The following is an 18,649-nucleotide window of genomic DNA, read 5'->3' as shown; positions in this document are numbered from 1 at the left end:
AATGAAATGTAAAAAAAAGAGGGCTCCATTGGAGCCCTCTTTTCAATATTCCTTTACAGGATTATTTGGTAACAACGAACTTACGGCTGAAAGTATCACCGTTTTCAGTGGTGAACTTCACGCTATAAGCACCTGCTGCGTAGTTGGAAGTAACGATTGACACGGTAGATTCACGTGTAATGTTCTTTTCAGCAACAACTGCACCAAGAGCGTTGTAAATAGTAAGTGTGCGAACACCCTTAACCAGGTCAATGTTTACAACAGTGGTAGCTGGGTTAGGATACAGTTTAACTTCACTATTTTCTATGTTGTTAACGCCTACAGTGAGACATTCGTAGTCAGTATTTGACGGAATTGATTCACCTTCAGTGTAAACTGCAGTTACATAGTAGTAGTAGCAATTGTTAAACAGGTTCATATCCAGGTACTCAGTAGCAGTAACTGTAGCGATCATTGTGGTGTCGCCCAGAGTTGTGTACTGACCAGGGATAGGATCGGTATAAGCCCAACGATATACATTGTATCCTGTTAGGTCTTCGCTGTTGTCGCCTTGGAATACAGCACTGCTGCTAACCGGTACACCGGCGCTGCTGCTGCGGTCTGATTTAACAACTGCATTGGCAAGAGTAGTACTTGGAGTACCGTTGTTGCTGGAAACTGGTCCAAAAGCAGCAACTGATTTGTCTCCACCTACGAGAGCCTTAGCACGTAACAAGAATACGTTTGGAGCATAACCGAAGTCTGACAGGTGAGCCCAAGCGGCTCCGTCATAGTACCATCCGTAGTTATTGGCAGCATTTGGACCATCTTCATCTGAACCAAGGTAGTGGCTATTGCCAGCTAACATATTCCAATGAACCATAGCATAGAATGTACCATTGAATTCTACATCAGGAACGGCAACAGTCTGCCAGTTGTCAGGAGTAGGAACAAAAGCATCAGATGTTCCAACCAATGTCTGGCTGGCGTCAAAGATATCGATGGTCATAGATTCTGTTCCACCAGCTGGGTTAGCCTGCCAGTAGAGGTCGAATGACTGAAGAACACCACTTTCGCTAACTGCGAATTCATTACCTAACCATGAATCATAACCTGGGTTGATAGCCCAACCGTTTTCAGCTGAGTTGTCATCAATTACATAAGTCATGATAGTTCCACCACCGGCTGGAGCACCCCAAACGAGTTTAATGTCGTTCTGTGGAGCACCTTCTTTAGATGTAACGAGGTTGATAGGAGGATTGAATTCGTAACCTGCATAGATATGAACGTTATCAACATACCAGTAGAAGATATCTCCTGAACTTTCGCCCATTGCGGTGAAACGAACGCGGAATACCCTATCCTTTGACTGGTTAGAGATATTGATGTGCTGTAATGTCCAGTCAAAATCACCATTGTTGGCAATTTCAGCTACTGTAATCCAGCTTGATCCGTTATAAACTTCAACAGCAAGTTTTTCATTGGTTGAAGCGGTACGGTCGTCAAGTTTCAGATCAAAGTCCATCCAAATCTTATAAGGAGTGCTTGTGTTGATGGTAGTAGCATCTAACCATGAGCTGGTGAGACTGCTGCTATAATCAGTTAACAAAGGATCCCATTTGAATTTGGCTGATGGTAAAGGATTACCAACCTGGCCTTCCATGATCCAGTTTTCACCTGGTGTCCAAAGGTTCAGTTCAAATACACCAGCTGTCCAATCTTCTACGAAAGGAAGTGGGAATCCGTAATGAACTTCAGCACAAGCTGTACCTTCAGGAAGTGATTCGTCGAACTGTCCTGGGAAACCAAAATCAGTCAGATCATAAACTGCAGTGATATCATAACAATATACTCCAGGAGTAAGATCCATATCCCAATATTCAAGTTCGGTAGCAGGAATTTCAGCAACCGGAGTAGTGAAATCGCTATCACGATAGAGATTGTAACGTACAAGGTCACCAGCTGTAGGAGGAGGAGGAGCAGCACCACCCATATCATATTCAAATACGATATCGAGCTGAGCAAGACCCAGAAGGATAGCATGACCAGGAACAGCTACTGTGCTGTATTCCAAACCACCGGCGATTGCACCAGCTGCACCAGGAACTGTAGAAGCATCCTGAACAAAACCAGTGAATGCACCAGCAGTGATGTCATACTGCCAAATATCGAGTCCGTTACCACCCTGATCGAAGTACCAAATAAATGGACCGCCGGCAGTTCCGAAATCGTATGCATTACCATAAACACCTGTGAGGCCCTGAGCAGCGAAACCAGGAGTGGTCTCGATAACAGTACCATCAAGTTTAATCTTGCTGTCGTCTGACCAACCACCAGCGAAGAAACCACCATTACCACCATCCAGGGTAGGATCATAAGCAATGTGACGGATTCCGGCTACACCGGTTGAAACGCTACCAACAAGAATTTTATTGGTGAAGTCCATTTCATATAATGTACCACTGTTAGGTGATCCATAGAAATGGTTATTATCAGTATTGAAAGCAAGGTCACGGATGCTATTAACACCAGCGATAGAGAAATCTTCTACATAATTACCTGAAAGGTCATAGGATTGGAATCCACCACCACTCCAGATAGTTGTGTAAATGAAGTTACCATCTGTTGCAACACCGGCTTTACCAGCTGAAGTTGTTGGGAAGGTAAGAAGAACATCCCATACTGCATCTGTATTGTCACTTCCTGTACGCTGGGTAACCATTGGGCTATATTCAGCATTTGGATTTGGCATTTCAGTACGTGGGATTGATCCGCTAACTGCATAGTCGCCGCTTAATGGAGCCTGCCATGTAAGGATAACAGCACTCTGGTTTTCAGTAGCCTGTAAGTTACGTGGAGGATAGAGGAAGCGAGCTGTGAAAGTATAAGTGTCAAGATCTGACCAACCTGAACAGTACAAAGCAGCAACACCTGCTACATAAGTCTGACCATAATTAATTGTGGTTGGATCATAGGTCCAGGTACGCTGTGTTGGAGGAGTCCAGCCAACATAAGCACCATCAAGGAATACACCGTATTTGGTGAAGTTGAGACCACCTGAGGAAACCTCAACGTCATCAATTGCCCAACCTGAAGCCCACTGGCCAGCATCGTCTGCATGGAATGCAAACCAAACTGAAGCAAGTCCTGAAGCTCCTGAATAAGCTGAAAGGTCAACTTCTACATCGGTCCAGCTAGCACCTGGTGAACAAGTGTAGATAGGAGTCCATGTTGCACCGGCATCTGTACTCATTTCAACGTAAGCCATCTGGCCATAATCGCCATTATAGAAGCTTGCGAATTTAAGAGTGAAGCTAGGAGCATTAGTAAGATCCATTGAAGGAGTAATGAGATAATCGCAGCAACCATTATTGGCTGATCCGCCTTCATCATCATTAGCTACAACATAGGTAGTATGAGAAGGAATTGAGAAGTAACCGCTACTTCCATCGGTAGTAGCATACCAACCAACAGAACCTTGGGTAGTAGCCTGCCAGCCAGCTGGAGGGAATACACCACTTTCAAAATCTTCAGTAATAGCAATTGCTAAAGGTTCGTCCCAGGTAGCAATAAGGGTGCGGTTATCAACAAACAGATTGCGTGGTTTGTAACGCATGTCTTCCATGATAACTTCGATAGTGCGATCACCAGTGATGTTGTAGTTCACGATATAAGGAGTGTAACCACCCTTAGTCACCATCATTTCATAATGACCTTCTATCATATTGTCAAATACAACGGTACCTGAAGCAGGAACGGTTTGTGTAAGAACTGCATAAGGATAATCGCTTCCGGTGAATTTTACAACTGCACCTTCTCCGGCAACCATACCGCAGATCAACTTAACGTTGACAGTTACGTCAGCAAAAAGTTTATGAGGAATAATATTGGTATAAACGAAAGCTGATTCTTGTCCGTTAGGATAAACAGCTTTGATACCGTAAGCATACCAACCTTCTGGAAGAGCTGACCACTGGTTACCACTTTCAATGTAAGTAGTAGCAGTAAGGGCATCGCTTAACAGGGTAAATGTACCTGTTGAAGGCTGAGCATTAGGATCGAAATTGCTGATGCGATAGAGTTTATAATGATGAACTGCATCGGTTTCATAACCGGTTGGAGCAGTTGTCATAGCTGTAGCAACTTCAACACCTGGAACGGCGCTTGGCTGATGTAATGAGATCATGCCTTTTACTTTACCAGGAATAAGAACCTTGGTAGAAGCAATAGCATTGTCATCATCACCGCCAATTGGGCTGCTAACGATAGCATGCATCATCATATCCTGATATGGTGAAAGAACCCAAGGTTCGTTGCCGGTAACATTGCGTGTGTAGCTCTTGTAAGCTTTTGGCAATGAAGCGTCAACTCCGATAGGAGCACAATCAGGTGACATTGAACGTTGGATCATGGCAATGTAGAAATCGCCTGAAGCTATATTGGCATTAAGACCGGTAACTTCAACCCATCCGTAATTGGTAACAGTTGCAGGTAATGAATCAACAAGTGTTCCTGGTAAACCGTTGGTTCCATCAGCTGCGAAAACAGCAACTGTGAAAGGAGCATTCATGATGTTTCCACCAACTGGGAATGCGCCATCGCCAACAAAGAATTTACCTCCAACAACAGTTGCAGGATATCCCTTAGGAGTGAACTTCACGGCATTCATATTGCCGGGGAGCTGGAATGCTGTGAAATTCTCAGCAGTACCATCATCATAAAGAAGTTCGTATGGTCCGGCAGGTACACACCAGGTAACGGTAGCCTGAGTATCTTCAGGGTTAACACTTGCGGAAGCACATGCAGGAGCATATGGCTGTTCGCAAAGCTGTGCGTTAACAGTAGTAACAGCACCTGAAGTAACAACAGTACCGGTAACGGTTACAACCTGGTATCCGATCTGTTCGAATTCCATATTATAAGTTCCAGCATCTACAAGGAAAGTATAAACACCATCACCATCGGTCATTGTTGAGAATGAACCGGCGGTTACCATAACACCAGCGATAGGAGCTCCGGAAACACAGTCAGTAACAGTACCAGTGATGCTACCTGGAACGGTAACAATCATAGTACAAGGAATCATAACTGAAGCATTTGCCAGGTCATTGCTGTGCAGTGCCAGGTTAACATTGTAGGTGCCAGCAGGTGAGAACAGAGGACCGGTAGCTGAGAAAGTAGCTACAACGTCAACTTCATTACCAGCAGCTACAGTACCGGTAGCAGGAGCCACCTGGGTAACGAAGCTGGGAGCTTTCAGAACAACAGTATAGTCTTCTACTTCACCGTAGGTCTGTGAACCACAAGCGTTGGCTGCAGTATTGTATGACATACGAACCCTCATAGTAGTGGCACCGGTCATAGCAGTCAAAGGAGCAAGAATGTTACCTGTGAAACTTGAACCACCACCTTGAGTTGCAAGGGTTGTAAGTTCTGAAGCATCAAAAGTATCATTATGGTTATAATCGATCCAGATATAAACATTGTCAGTGCTGTAAGCATTACCACCATTGGTAACAGTTACTGCAGTGGCTTCGTTTAGAACTATATCGGTTGATTCAGCTGTATAGCTGGCATAATTGGTACAACCGCTGCTCTTGTCAATAGCTCCAACCTGAACGCGTCCGATAAATTCGTCGCAAGCGGTGGAAGTAGCAGTGCAATATGCCATAGGTGCGTCACCTGAATGGTCGGTATAATCCGGGAATTCGAACATGAGTGTACCTTCACCTGTGTTACCGATGGTAAGACCAACTGGTTCGCTGGTGCCTGTCCAAACGGTTTCAACTAATGAGGTAGGAGTCCATGTCATAGTAGGATTAGGCCATTCAATATCAACACATTCTTCAGCAGTAGGGCTAACAGTATAAACTGCAGATACGCAATATGTGTAGTTTCCATAAGCTGGCAGAACCTCACTGAAGTTAGTAGCTGAAGGAACGATAGCGATCTGAACACCATTTCTCTTCACTGCATAATACAGGAATCCTGTGCTTGGGGTGCAATCCCATGTGAGGGATACATCACCTGTGAGCGAATTGGTCAGGGTTCCGGTAAGATTGGTTACAGGGTTGAGGGCTTCGCCGGCAACAACCATGTTAACAGGAATAGTAATAGTTCCAACATCTGGGCTGGAGGTGAAAGTAACGGTTGTGCTCTTCAAAGTTCCAACTGCGAGTCCTGTAGCATTAAATACTGCAGAAACGTTGCCTTGGGTTGAAGGGTTAACTGTACCGGTTGTAGAAGGCATACTGAACCAACCAGTTGCGCCTGCACCAATGGTAGCAGTCCAGGTAAGAAGACCTGTACCAGCATTGGTAACGGTGAAAGGATGATCAAGCATTCCGTTTGGATTCAGTGAAATGTTGTTCGGGTTAGGAAGAACAGTCATTGAAGGCTGTGGCAGGGCGATATTCTGTCCTGTAACATTACCAACGGTAACAACTACACCAGGATAAGTAACGGTATTGTAACCGGTTTTCTGACCACCTACAGTATAGGTATCAGCAGCTACACCACCAACAGGGAATTGATAGAAACCATTGGCACCTGAAGTAGTACTGTAAGTATTGGTACCAATTGCACCAACAGTTGCACTAGGTACAGGAACACCAAATGAATTGGTAACATAACCTTCGAGTGAACCGAAACCAGCTGTGGTCTTGAATGACATAATAGGGCTGGTACTTGATGAGTTACCGATTCCGTTAACAGCAACAATCTGCCAATAATAGGTAGTATTGAAAGCCATATCCGGAGTTGGATCGTAGAAAGCAGCTGTCTGGCTAACACCATTAGCTATATTGGTAGGAGGATTATCAGTACCGAAATAAACAAGGTAACTGGAAGTTGGACCACCACCTGTACCTGCTGTCCAGGTAAGTGATGCTGTTGGAACAACAGCTAATGCACCACTTGCAGGGCTCGAATAAACTGGAGCTGCAGGAGGAAGCATAGCCCAATAGAAATATTGGCCACTAGCTGGATAAACTGAGCTACTGAGAGTACATGATGCATTGTTTGCAGTACCTGCTGTAGTAGCATTCCAGTTGGAGGAAGTTGTACGGTTATTGTAGTCAGAGTTAGCTGCACCACGAAGACCTACCTGCTGAGTATAGGAGGAAGGCTCTGTGAAACTACCATAATGAACAACAATCCTGTTTGTGGTTTCTTCCAAACGTATCTGGAAGTTGTAGTTACCACTTCCGGCATAATGCCTGAAGTTGGTCCACTGCACAACCAATACGCGGTTGGGAGCTGTTCCGATTGTCTCATACCTGAGTTCGCCTGTACCTACAACACCTTGTAAGTCTCCATTGAGACCGGCAACGATGTTGTTGGATGTACCAGAACTGATGGCAGTATAACTACTCGAAATCGTTGTTCCCATAGCGAGGAAACCATTACAGTTTACGCTAAAGGCCGTGTAGGAAATACCATTATAAATAAAGGTAAATCCAATCGGTTGATTTGGATAGCTAGTGTCATCCACTGAACTGGTGCCCAGAACTGTACCACCCGTAACTGGGGTATAGGCAGCAGTTCCCTGGCCAAAGCCATACGCAGATACCTGACCAAATGAACTCCAGGAAGCAATAACTACCAGGAATAACACGGTAAGGAGTTTTTTCATGTTGATTTTGTTTTGGTTAGTAATAGATTGATTAGTAAATAATAATTGTGAATTGTGAAATTGCGTTTTGCCGGCAAATATAAGTATGTTTAAGCTAACAAAAAAACACTTTTTTGCTATTAAACATCGCTCATAACTGCATGCATTAAGGAAGAATCGTCAAATTTAATCATGTATACTTGAGTGAATTTTTCACGTGAGTTGATGTTCAGCGAAATATACGCTAATTCCTGATTCTTTTGCCTGTTGCTCCTCCTTTCTTTACCTCTTCTGTCATGGCTTTCATGACAATAATTTATTTTCTGTTATTGATAATTTTAACACATATTTATCGGTAAACATTGGTATATAACAATACAACCGGAATTAAATAGTATAATTCACAGTTGCCTTTTTATTTACCAATTGTTCCCAATTGTACAAAGTATCAACTTTTCTTTCCCTATAAAGACAATCCAAATTCATTTTACCCCTACAAGAAAATTCAAATTTCGTTGTTTTTTTTAAAAATAAATTGTTACCCACTGTTTACCAGTGTGTTGTCCTAATTATTTTTTTTAGTTGCAAGCTCTATTTTTATAGTATCATTTTGCAATCAAATACCAGGCGAACAAAACTGAAAGCCGGGTTATGACTGAATCACTTAGAAAATGGCTTCGAGCCATAATTAAGTATCATAAAACCACTTTCATTCCTTGCGCTTCAAGGTTTCTCTACATATTATAATGGAAGTCTGACAAGAACAACTAGTTGACAATATCATAACATTCTGACAATCAGCACACAAACAATAAATATAAGGGATAATCCCAAAATGATTTCTGTATTATACAACAATTTTTCAACTTTCGTATGTTAATAACCTTTCATAGGAAAAGTAACAATAAAAAAGTTATTTTCTTGTAAATCCATTAGTTAACAATCGCACAAAAGTGCAATTACATGAAATGCAGTAAGTGAGACAAATTAAAAATGCCGGAATTTTCGCTGAAGAACAATATCAACTTTTAATAAACTTGAACATCTGCAGCAATCTGCCTTCTGAGTAAACACGAAGAAGATAAATACCCGCTGCATAGCTGTTCATTTGGATGGAAATGGTTTCACCAGTTATATTCTCTTTACTGAAATTGATGCTTTTCCCTTCACTATTGGTTAATACTAAATCATAAGTAGCCTCAGCCGGAAGGCGGTCCAGGTAAAACAATGAGGTTACCGGATTAGGATATAATCGTATAGGTAGATAACCCGGGATGGAGAATGGTGGAATGTAGATCGAGATTTTGAACGGTTCAATTAACAATTCAGCATTATTAATGATAGGATGCGCAGGTGATAATGTAATTTCATTAGAAAAGAATCGTTCATATCCAGCTTTTTCTCCTACGATTAAATAGCTTCCATAGGGTATAGCAGGAAAGGAAAATTCTCCATTGTCTTCTATCCAGGTCCATCCCAATAAATAAGTTCCTGTGTGATCATACAGGAAAATTGCGATATTAGTACATAAATCTCCAGAAATACCGGAGGTGACACAGCTGCCTGAAATCTCACCTTCACCTGATGGGAGCAACATTTTCAAGCGCGTAAGACTAATATCTACATCATAGGTATTTTCTTCAACAACAAGTTTATGTGCACTCTTCCAGTGAAGATCATCATAAAAATAGGTGGGTGCATACCAGGGGTAAGAAGATTTATCAGGGATAGCATAAAGGTAATACTCACCACCAACAATATGGTTGATAGAGAATGTCCCGTCCTGAGTCGTAATTACAGAGCGGCTATCCTCTATTACTAATGCATTTTTTCGCATCACATGCAATGTAGCATCCTCTGCAAGATCATCACCAGCAAACACTCTTCCATTTATTGAGAAACTTTTTATGATCTCAATCTGAATCGTATCCATCATATCCCCGCAATTGGAATATGACTGAAGAATAAGTTGCACGCTTCCTTCAGCTAAGTCAGCAGTTCCCGGAGTATAACTTGCAAACAGTAATGAAGCGTCATCAAATTCTCCATCGCCTGTTGTTTGCCAGAGCACCCCCTGGTCATTTGAAGATAAGGCTGAACTTGTCAAATAGATTGTATCTGAAAAAATGAGTGTATCATTACCAGCAAACGCAAATGGGGGCTCAGCAAAAGAAATCAGGATTTGATCTGTAAGACTATATCCTAAACCTGAAGCACTAAGCGTAAGCAAAACTTCCCCATTGATCAGGTCTTGTGTCCCGGGAGTATACCTGGATTTTAAGATATGACTTCCACTGAAAACGCCATCACCGGCAGTTGTCCAGGAAATAAATTCATAATTGAAAGCAGTTGCTTTATCCAGCAAAATACTGGCATCAAGACAAATGGTAGTATCGGGGCCAGCATATGGGCTCAGTAACGCTAGTACATATTCACTCTCATGTCCTTCTAACTGGTCGGTAAATCCATCTGCCTGAAAGTCATAGGCTGTTACAGCGATAGAATCAAAAACGGAGAAAGAGGGAAGTAAGAGGCTGTTTGTTTGTCCGGCATTTCTCTGATCACTATAGAAATAACCATCAAATTGCCCTGAGTAAACAAAGTATCCTCCCAGGTCGCTAACATTCACAGGGTCCCATGAGACGATAACATCAGGTCCGGCCTGCCGTTTTACTACATTCCTTGGAGCAGGTATCGGTGAAATTGTATCAATACCGTTTAAGGGCAATTTGTATTGAACCAATCCAAGTCCTGCATCATCCAGGTAATCATAAATCAAACTGTCAATCCTGCTTTCAATGGCAGTACCCCACCAGTTGTTTTCGGCATGTATCAGTATTGCGGTTTTATTTACAAATGAATTTGTGTCTCCATTTAGAAGCAGGTTATTATATCCTATTTCAAGTTGGGGTGCTGATTCAATATGAAAAGATTTACCGCTGTTCTGATAAATGGTATTATTTATAAAACGGTTATCTGTTGAATTCCCCCCGCTGTGCATTCCTATCCTAACGCCCCCGCCATTCCTGTTCAGAACATTTTTATCTATTAAATTCTGAGTTGCGCTATCGATGAGTTGGATAGCCCATGATTCATTATCAGTAATGATGTTCCCTGAGATCGAAGAAAATGATGAATGTTTCAGATTTATACCTATGCCATTGCTTACTATATGGTTATTAATAAAAATGGTGGAATCCTGGTAAATCCTTGCCCCTTCAAGCGAATTCGCTGTAATAATATTATTCATGAAGACATTCATGCCCGGGTCCTGTTCACCATCATTACCAATATACAAACCGATATAGTTATTACTGATCCTGTTTCCCGAAAAGATATTGTGCTGGATTCGTCCTCCACTATTATTAATGAGCAGTCCGATATTAAAATTGTTGATAATTACATTGTTCTTAAAGGTATTATAGCGTGCACCGATTCCTGAAGGGATAAAAACCCCGAAACCTGTCTGCTGAATCCTGCAATTGCGAATGACTGAATGTTCCGAATCATTCATGTATAATCCATAGGAACTCTTCCTGATGAGAGTATTCTCAATAAGCACTCCTGAATTTCCCGAAATAGTAAGGGAATAATTAGTGTTATAAATAGAGTTGAAAGATAAAATCGAGCCTGAAAGGTAATTTCCTTCGTTATCCATCAGGGTCGATGCGCTATCAAAAACAATCCCATTCCAGAGGGATTGATTAGGTATTTGCAGATTCATTATATAGTAGATACTATCACTGATCGTACCCCTTGCGATGAGATCACCTTTAACAACAAGCCTGGTATCTGAAGAAAATCTTAATTCGGTACCGGGTTCAATCGTCAGATTGATCCCTTTAGGTACAACAAGCTCCTGGAAGACAATGTAAGGATTATTTTCCTTACTAAAAGTGGTATTCTGAGTAAGCACACCTCCCACAAACACCTGTGCAGAGGCACAGATACCCATTGTCAAAAACAGTCCCAACAAATATAGGGTCAGGTGTTTATGCATTCGAGTACTCAAATTTGTCACAGGTCAATTATGTTTGGTGCATAACCCTATGTAGTTATCCCGGAATACCGGACTAACGAAAAGAAGAAACATTTGTTATGCCGGATCAGGGATTACAGCCTTACAAAAATACCGGTTTTAACATTAAAAAGGGAAAATTTCTTTTGTACAGGATAATCCATTAGCAGAGATGTGAACTGGTTTCTGTAAGAAAACTCAGCCATAACACCAATGCTACCGCCAAATGAATATGCTGCACCCAGACCAGCTTTCCAGGAAAAAAATATTGGCTTCATCATATCAGAGGCTATCCAATCAACAGGAAACTCTTCTTCATTTCTGATATAAAGTGCTTTTCTACCAATTCCTAAACTTGTGATAAGCCCAGCCATAGCATATACATCCAGATTTTCTCCTGCGATGAACCTGAACTTAAATAACAGAGGAACCTCAATATAACGGTAAGCATTGGGGTTTTTATAACTGAAGTTTTTATAATCGATATTTACATAACTTGAATCTGTTATATAATACCATGAGGTATCCGCACTGTTTACGGTATAATAGGATTCCACAGTATCTGTTTTGTAATAGCCTCCCACCTGACGGGTAAAAGAGTATTCAAATGATTCACCAAGCCTTGTATAGGAGATTCCTGACCTCAATCCAAAGCGGTGATAATCGTAACCAAACATGGCTTCCACCGAATAATTCAGGTAAGAACCGGAAACAGATTGTTGCATCTTTATAAGGAGTTCAGATGAATTTGACTCAGTAGAAGTGAGCGTCGTATTTCCAAACAGATGTTCATAATTCAATCCGGCGTACCACCCGTTATTCTCGCGGAACTTGCGATTTTTCATTGAGTTCCTGTCAAAATTTGGAGATATTCCTTTACCAGGTTTCTGAGTTTTATAAAGATAAATAGTATCTGTTTTGAAAGTTGTGTCGTGCTGAATGATTGTTTCAGTTTTAAAGATGGTTAGAGTGTCGGTTTTAATAATCAATAATGTATCCGTTTTGGAAAGATAAACCGTATCCGGACTCTTTAAAAGAGGTTCTAACTTATTTGCCGGCTTTGGGGAAACTTTATCATTAACAAGAGGTTTTTCGGCTAATGTAAGGCTATTCTTTTCCCAATCCGCATTTTCGAAGATTACGAGCTGATTACCTATTTCCTTGAATTGAGTGGAAGGATCATTGAAAATCATTTTCAATACTTCTAATACCGGTTTTCCAGTCACATTGAAAGTTACCCTTTGGGTTGGAGATAATAATTCCGGGTTATAAGAAAAACGGATATCAGCTTGCTTGCTGATTTGTTGAAGTACTGCAGATATGGGTTGATTAATAACAGAAAGGCTCACTTTCCTGTTTAAAAGCGAAGGCTGGGCATTTAAATACCCAGCCATCAAAAACATTAGAATTAATAATACAAACCTAACGTAATACCGTGATGTCAATAACATATGTTTATGATGAGTAAGATTATCCAGCTTTTTTCCCGACCAGGTAATCTTTTCCATTATTGACAATCTGTAAATTATGTACAAGTTTTAGCACTTCAAGCACGGCATCCAATGATTCATTATCGAATGTGGCAGTTAGTTTGAGTTGATAAAGTTCCTTATCATTAACGTTAAAGTTGACTCCATATTTTTTACCTACAACAGAGAAAACCTTATCAAGCGAGGTACCATTGAAAACCAGGATTCCGGTTTTCCAGCTCAGGTAATTAGGTTCATCATTTAGAAGCCTGCAAATCTTCTTTGAATTCCTGTCAAAGATACCTTTTTCACCTTTTATAAGTTCAACTTCTTCTATAGGTTCCTCGTTTTTATTTACCGAATAGAAAAGAACCTTCCCGGAATTGACAACTACTTCTATTGTTCCATTTTCCGGATAAGCTTTAACATTAAAGGAGGTTCCAAGGACTTTGATCCTGGTTTCCCCGGCTTCAATGATAAATGGATGCCGGGCATCAGGTGTAATCTCAAAGAAAGCTTCACCCCTAAAATTAACCTCTCGTTTACTTTCAGCAAATTTTTCAGGGAATTTTATCGTTGAGGATGAATTCAAAAAAACCTTTGAACCATCAGAAAGTTCAACCGGAACTGTTGATGTACCTTCTGAATTAATTGATTTCATGGGGTTATTAAAAACGACCCATTGGAAAATACCAAAGCCTATTAATAAAACTGCAGCAATTTTAAGCAAGTTAGCAGTAAGAGCTTTGTTATTTCTATGATGCCTGACTATAGGGATCACTTTAACTGGTTGTTCAACAATCCTGGTATTCAGATTTTCCCAGGCAAGATCAGCATTGAATGAAAACCCTGCTGCTTTTGGCTCGGTTAATTTCCAGGTCCCCGATAATTGCTTAAATAGTTTATTGTACCTCTTGTCAGATTCAATCAAACCAGAAATAGCGCGAGATTCCTCCGGGGTGCATTCCCCTGAGAGATATCGCGTTAGCTCATGCTTAATATGGTTGGTCCTGAGATACATATTTAATTTTGGGTACTATAAAGACAACTGAAATGGATTTTACCCCTACAAGTAAAAAAAATATTTTTTTCTTATCTATTTATTACATTGATTATCAACAGTATAACTGAAATATAATCTTTCAGATAATGCCTGAGAAAATCAAGGGCCCGGGTCATTTGCGTCTCTACTGTCTTAATATTTATTTCTAACTGCTCTGCAATTTCATGGTATTTCATTCCATCGAACCTGCTCATTTCGAATATTTTCCTTCTTTTCTCCGGCAACTTCATTAATGCCTCCTGCACTTTTAAAGATAATTCACCATCAGAATCTGATTGAATTCCTCCGGTCATCTCATCTACTTCGAAACCAACATACTCAAAATGCTTACGTTGCAATTCCTGGTGACGGATATAGTTAAGTGAATGATTTGTTGCTGCTTTAAATAAGTAGTTTCGTAACGAAGTGTTGATTGTAAGTTCTTCGCGCCGCATCCAAAGCTTAAAAAAGAGATCCTGAATGATTTCTTCAGCTACAAGGGGATCTCCGGCATATCTTAAAGTGAATCTGCAGAGTTCTGAATAATAACCTTTGAAAATCTGCTCAAATATGGCACGATCACCTTTTTTTAATCCGGAAACAAGAAGGTGGTCTTCTTCTGTCATTATACAATTGGATAATAGTCGGGTCAGGAGTTTAAAAGCAGCTTCATCAAATTGGATTCACAAAACTACAAATATGTCACAAAAGTACTCAACTTCAAGTATTCTTTACTAATAATCGGGGTTCCATCATTTCCAGCATTGCAAAACGAATACCTTCCCGACCTGAACCGGACTCCTTGACTCCACCATAGGGCATATGATCGACGCGGAAAGTAGGTACATCATTAATAATTACACCCCCAACTTCAAGGTCATTGAATGCCCTGTTCATTTCCTCTATACTGTCAGTAAATACACCTGCCTGGAGTCCAAAACATCCGGCATTAATAAGATCTACGGCCTGGCTAAAGCTCGTAACGGGTTCAACGACTACAACAGGGCCAAAGGCTTCTTCACAACATACTTTCATTGACATTTGAGTGCCGGTCAGGATGGTTGGTTCCAGATAACTTCCCTCACGATGCCCGCCTAATAAGATTGTTGCCCCTTCGGAAACCGCTTCCAGGATCCAGGATTCGACTCTTTTGGCATTGGCTTCATCAATCATAACAGATATATCAGTTTCGGGATCCTGAGAGGTTCCTTTTTTTAGTCTTCGTGTCCCTTCAATAAACCCATCAACGAATTCCTTAAACAATTCTTTTAATACATAAATTCTTTGTGCATGAATACAAACTTGCCCAGAATACGAAAATGCACCATTAATACATTTAGGTATAGCCTCTTCCATGCGGGTACCTTTTGAAATTATCACTCCCGCATTTCCACCAAGTTCGAGCAACACTTTTTTCTTACCTGCCTGTTTTTTCATTTCCCATCCAACAGAAGGAGAACCGGTAAAGGATAATAAGCTGATCCTATGATCCGTTACAAGCAAATTTCCTGTTTTACGATCCATAGGAAGCACAGAAACTGCCCCATGAGGTAGTCCACTTTCTGAAATTATCTGACTTAACTTCAATGTAGATAAGGGTGTGGAGCTTGAGGGTTTAAGAATGATCGGACAGCCTGCAGCAATAGCAGGTGCTATTTTGTGAACTGCCAGGTTTAGCGGAAAATTAAACGGAGAGATTCCTGCAACCACACCAATCGGAAAGTACTTTAATAATCCTTCTTTATTTGAACCCTGAAGAGTCCAATCCAATGACATTGATTCCCTTGGCAACCGACGGCTTTCTTCAGCAGCAACAGCAAATGATTGAATAGAACGATCCACTTCAGCAAATGCAAACCTTATTGGCTTCCCGGATTCCAGGCAAATCAATTCTGCAAAGGAATCCCTCTCGCGTAGCATGCCATTTCTAATAAAAGTCAGTATCTCATATCGTTTGAAAGAGGACATATTTTTCAGAGAATTCTTTACCTGCAAGGCTGCAACAATAGCCTTTTCAACTATTTCGGCCGATGCAAGACTGGTCGTACCGACAGGTTTCCCGGTTTCAGGATTGAGGATACTGAGAGAAGTCTTAGTATCCAGGAATTCCCCACCGCAAAATATTTTGAATTTTTCCATGAAATATTCGTTAAACAGACTGTAAATATATAGCAAGATACTGAACACTTTCAAGTTGAACTTTGTAAAATGAACTACGTAAAAAGTTAAACATGCAGAAGAACTGCATTTTTTCTGAAAACTTAGAGAAATAAATGAAGAAATGATATTACCTATTGACTTTTTGAACAATAATATGGTAAGGTAGAGGTCATATATTTTTCAATAAAGGTTACATTATAATCATTAGATCAGTTAGTGTATGTAATCTCTATCAAAACTTTAATTTGAAGTCATAAACACATACGAATATTGTCCCATTTTGAAACCTTTGAACATATTTTGGGACAATGGCAATTGAAAAGGTAAATAGAAAAGCTCTATTAGCCTGATGCTCATTAATTATTAAGAATGGCATATATCTTGCGTTAAAGAATTATAGATGAAGTCATTCGCATTAGTTGGCGAAATGTAATAAACTTTTCTCTCTTTGATCAACAATCAAAATCGGGGAGAGATGGTTTATTTCTCAGCATTTGAAAAAGGGATGATACTAAATAACACAATCACAAGATGAAACTCATAAAAACTCGATTACACAGCTCGGTGAGGGTAAATCCCCAATATCTATATATTAATTCTGAATTATTGAAGGCTGAATGTGATTCGATAGAAGTTAATTCCCGGTATTGCTAAACGAGACAAATAAGTAATTTCAATTTGGTGCATTAATAAACTGTTCCATGTTATCTTTCTACAAAACAAAACATATTTCTAACAGGTGGATTTCCCTGTTTATACTCTTCTTTTTCAGTGTTTGTATGGTTATTGGACAAAATCCAATAGTCACGGAAAACGCTTTACCCGGCAACCCAAGTTCTGAGTGGGAAATTGTAGAAGTCGGAGATGAGTCGATACAGGGATTTGCTACTGATATCAGTGTAAACAAGGATTCTACAATACATTTTAAGATTGATGTAGACCCTGTTTCCGATTTTAGCATTAAGATTTACCGCTTAGGTTATTATCAAGGCCTGGGTGCTCGCTTGCAGGCAGACCTGGGAACTTTTTCAGGAATTGCACAACCTGAGCCAAATTATGATCCTCAGACAGGACGAACCGAATGTAGCAACTGGAGTGAGACAGCTTCGTGGCATGTGCCGGCAACAGCCGTTTCTGGAATTTATTTTGCCAAACTTACCCGATTGGATAATAATGGATCCTCTCACCTTGTGTTTATTGTTAGAGATGACAATTCCTATTCAGATTTGCTTTTCAAGACCTCAGATGCCACCTGGCAGGCTTATAACAGTTATGGAGGACATAGTCTTTATGTAGGTCCCATTGCAGAATTCGGGCATGCAGTTAAAGTAAGTTACGACAGGCCATTTTTTACCAGGAATGGTGATGGTGGGGGCAATGGGACAAAAGACTGGTTATTTGATTCAGAGTACCCAATGATTCGGTGGCTTGAAAGAAATGGGTATGATGTATCCTATTCAACCGACCTAGATATGAGCAGGGATAACTCTCCTATAACACTTGCGGATCATAAGGTGCTATTATCTGTTGGCCATGATGAATACTGGTCACTAAGTGAACGCACAAGGTTTGAGAATGCAAGGGATACAGGGGTGAATCTGGCCTTTTTCTCAGGCAATGAATGCTATTGGAAGACAAGATGGGAAGATAACTATCGGACAATGGTTTGCTACAAGGAAGGAACCTTAGGTGAGTACAGCTGCGGAGGCAAATGCGACCCCTTGCCTGACACCTGGACAGGACTATGGAGGGAAGGTTGCAATCCACCCTATGGTGAAACTGATGGCTGCAAACCGGAGAACAGCCTTTCCGGACAAATGAGCTGGGAAGATGGGAAAGCATCAGTTCACGTTCCTGCCACCTATAAAGATCATAATTTCTGGAGGAATACCAGTGTAAAAGACCTGGAATCGACAGAAGTGAAGATATTAAATCATGGCTCCCTGGGAGATGAATGGGATCCGTACCAGCCCGAGTTTGCAGATTTCTATCCTAAACACCAGGTAAGGCTTTCGCATACCAGGTACCGCAATAAGGATCACTATCTGACACTCTACAAACATGAGAGCGGAGCTTTGATTTTTGCTGTTGGCTCTATGCAATGGTCATGGGGACTTGATTCAATTCATGATAATGGAAACCAGGCGCCAGACAGGGATATGCAACAAGCCACTGTGAATATTTTTGCAGATATGGGTGTGGCGCCTAATACTATTCAAAACAACCTGATTGATGGCATCAGCTCAAGTGACCAGGTAGCACCTGTTTCAGTGATTTTATCACCTGCTCATGGATCTGATTTCCCAAATATTCCGATAAAGATTTCAGGCACAGCCAGTGATCCCAATGGTGGAATCATCATGGGTATT

Annotated in this window: 7 protein-coding genes; 1 reads left to right on the top strand and 6 read right to left on the bottom strand. The window is 40.9% G+C overall.

The genetic code is table 11. The features are described 5' to 3' along the window. Nucleotides 1-61: 61 nt before the first annotated feature. From IPH84_15530 to IPH84_15505, 6 genes are all read right to left on the bottom strand, one after another. Complete coding sequence (locus IPH84_15530; GenBank protein MBK7174597.1) at nt 62-7,612, bottom strand: carboxypeptidase regulatory-like domain-containing protein; 7,551 nt, start codon at nt 7,610-7,612, stop codon at nt 62-64. Nucleotides 7,613-8,612: 1,000 nt separating this feature from the next. Next, on the bottom strand, nt 8,613-11,591 hold the full coding sequence (locus IPH84_15525) for a right-handed parallel beta-helix repeat-containing protein (protein ID MBK7174596.1): 2,979 nt from the start codon (nt 11,589-11,591) through the stop codon (nt 8,613-8,615). Nucleotides 11,592-11,704: 113 nt separating this feature from the next. Further along, entirely contained in the window at nt 11,705-13,117 is a 1,413-nt protein-coding gene (locus IPH84_15520) for a hypothetical protein (GenBank protein ID MBK7174595.1), read from the bottom strand. After that, entirely contained in the window at nt 13,080-14,009 is a 930-nt protein-coding gene (locus IPH84_15515; protein ID MBK7174594.1) for a FecR domain-containing protein, read from the bottom strand. The genes IPH84_15520 and IPH84_15515 overlap by 38 nt, the downstream gene beginning before the upstream one ends. Nucleotides 14,010-14,170: 161 nt before the next feature. Beyond that, nucleotides 14,171-14,746, bottom strand: a complete 576-nt coding sequence (locus tag IPH84_15510; GenBank protein ID MBK7174593.1) for an RNA polymerase sigma-70 factor — start codon at nt 14,744-14,746, stop codon at nt 14,171-14,173. 94 nt (nt 14,747-14,840) lie between these two features. After that, nucleotides 14,841-16,259 carry an aldehyde dehydrogenase family protein gene (locus IPH84_15505; protein MBK7174592.1) on the bottom strand — a complete coding sequence of 473 codons (1,419 nt, stop codon included), beginning with the start codon at nt 16,257-16,259 and terminating at the stop codon, nt 14,841-14,843. Nucleotides 16,260-16,981: 722 nt separating this feature from the next. Here IPH84_15505 and IPH84_15500 point away from each other — a divergent pair. Beyond that, nucleotides 16,982-18,649: hypothetical protein (locus IPH84_15500; GenBank protein ID MBK7174591.1), on the top strand; the 1,668-nt coding region annotated here is incomplete at its 3' end.

This window comes from Bacteroidales bacterium, from assembly GCA_016707785.1.
Classification (GTDB): domain Bacteria; phylum Bacteroidota; class Bacteroidia; order Bacteroidales; family UBA4417; genus UBA4417.
This window is presented reverse-complemented; position numbering and strand designations above follow the sequence as displayed.

Bases quoted from the DNA above. Each gene is read 5' to 3' on its own strand.
- IPH84_15505 (MBK7174592.1), bottom strand. From the start codon at position 16,259: ATGGAAAAATTCAAAATATTTTGCGGTGGGGAATTCCTGGATACTAAG.
- IPH84_15530 (MBK7174597.1), bottom strand. From the start codon at position 7,612: ATGAAAAAACTCCTTACCGTGTTATTCCTGGTAGTTATTGCTTCCTGG.
- IPH84_15520 (MBK7174595.1), bottom strand. From the start codon at position 13,117: ATGGAAAAGATTACCTGGTCGGGAAAAAAGCTGGATAATCTTACTCAT.
- IPH84_15525 (MBK7174596.1), bottom strand. From the start codon at position 11,591: ATGCATAAACACCTGACCCTATATTTGTTGGGACTGTTTTTGACAATG.
- IPH84_15510 (MBK7174593.1), bottom strand. From the start codon at position 14,746: ATGACAGAAGAAGACCACCTTCTTGTTTCCGGATTAAAAAAAGGTGAT.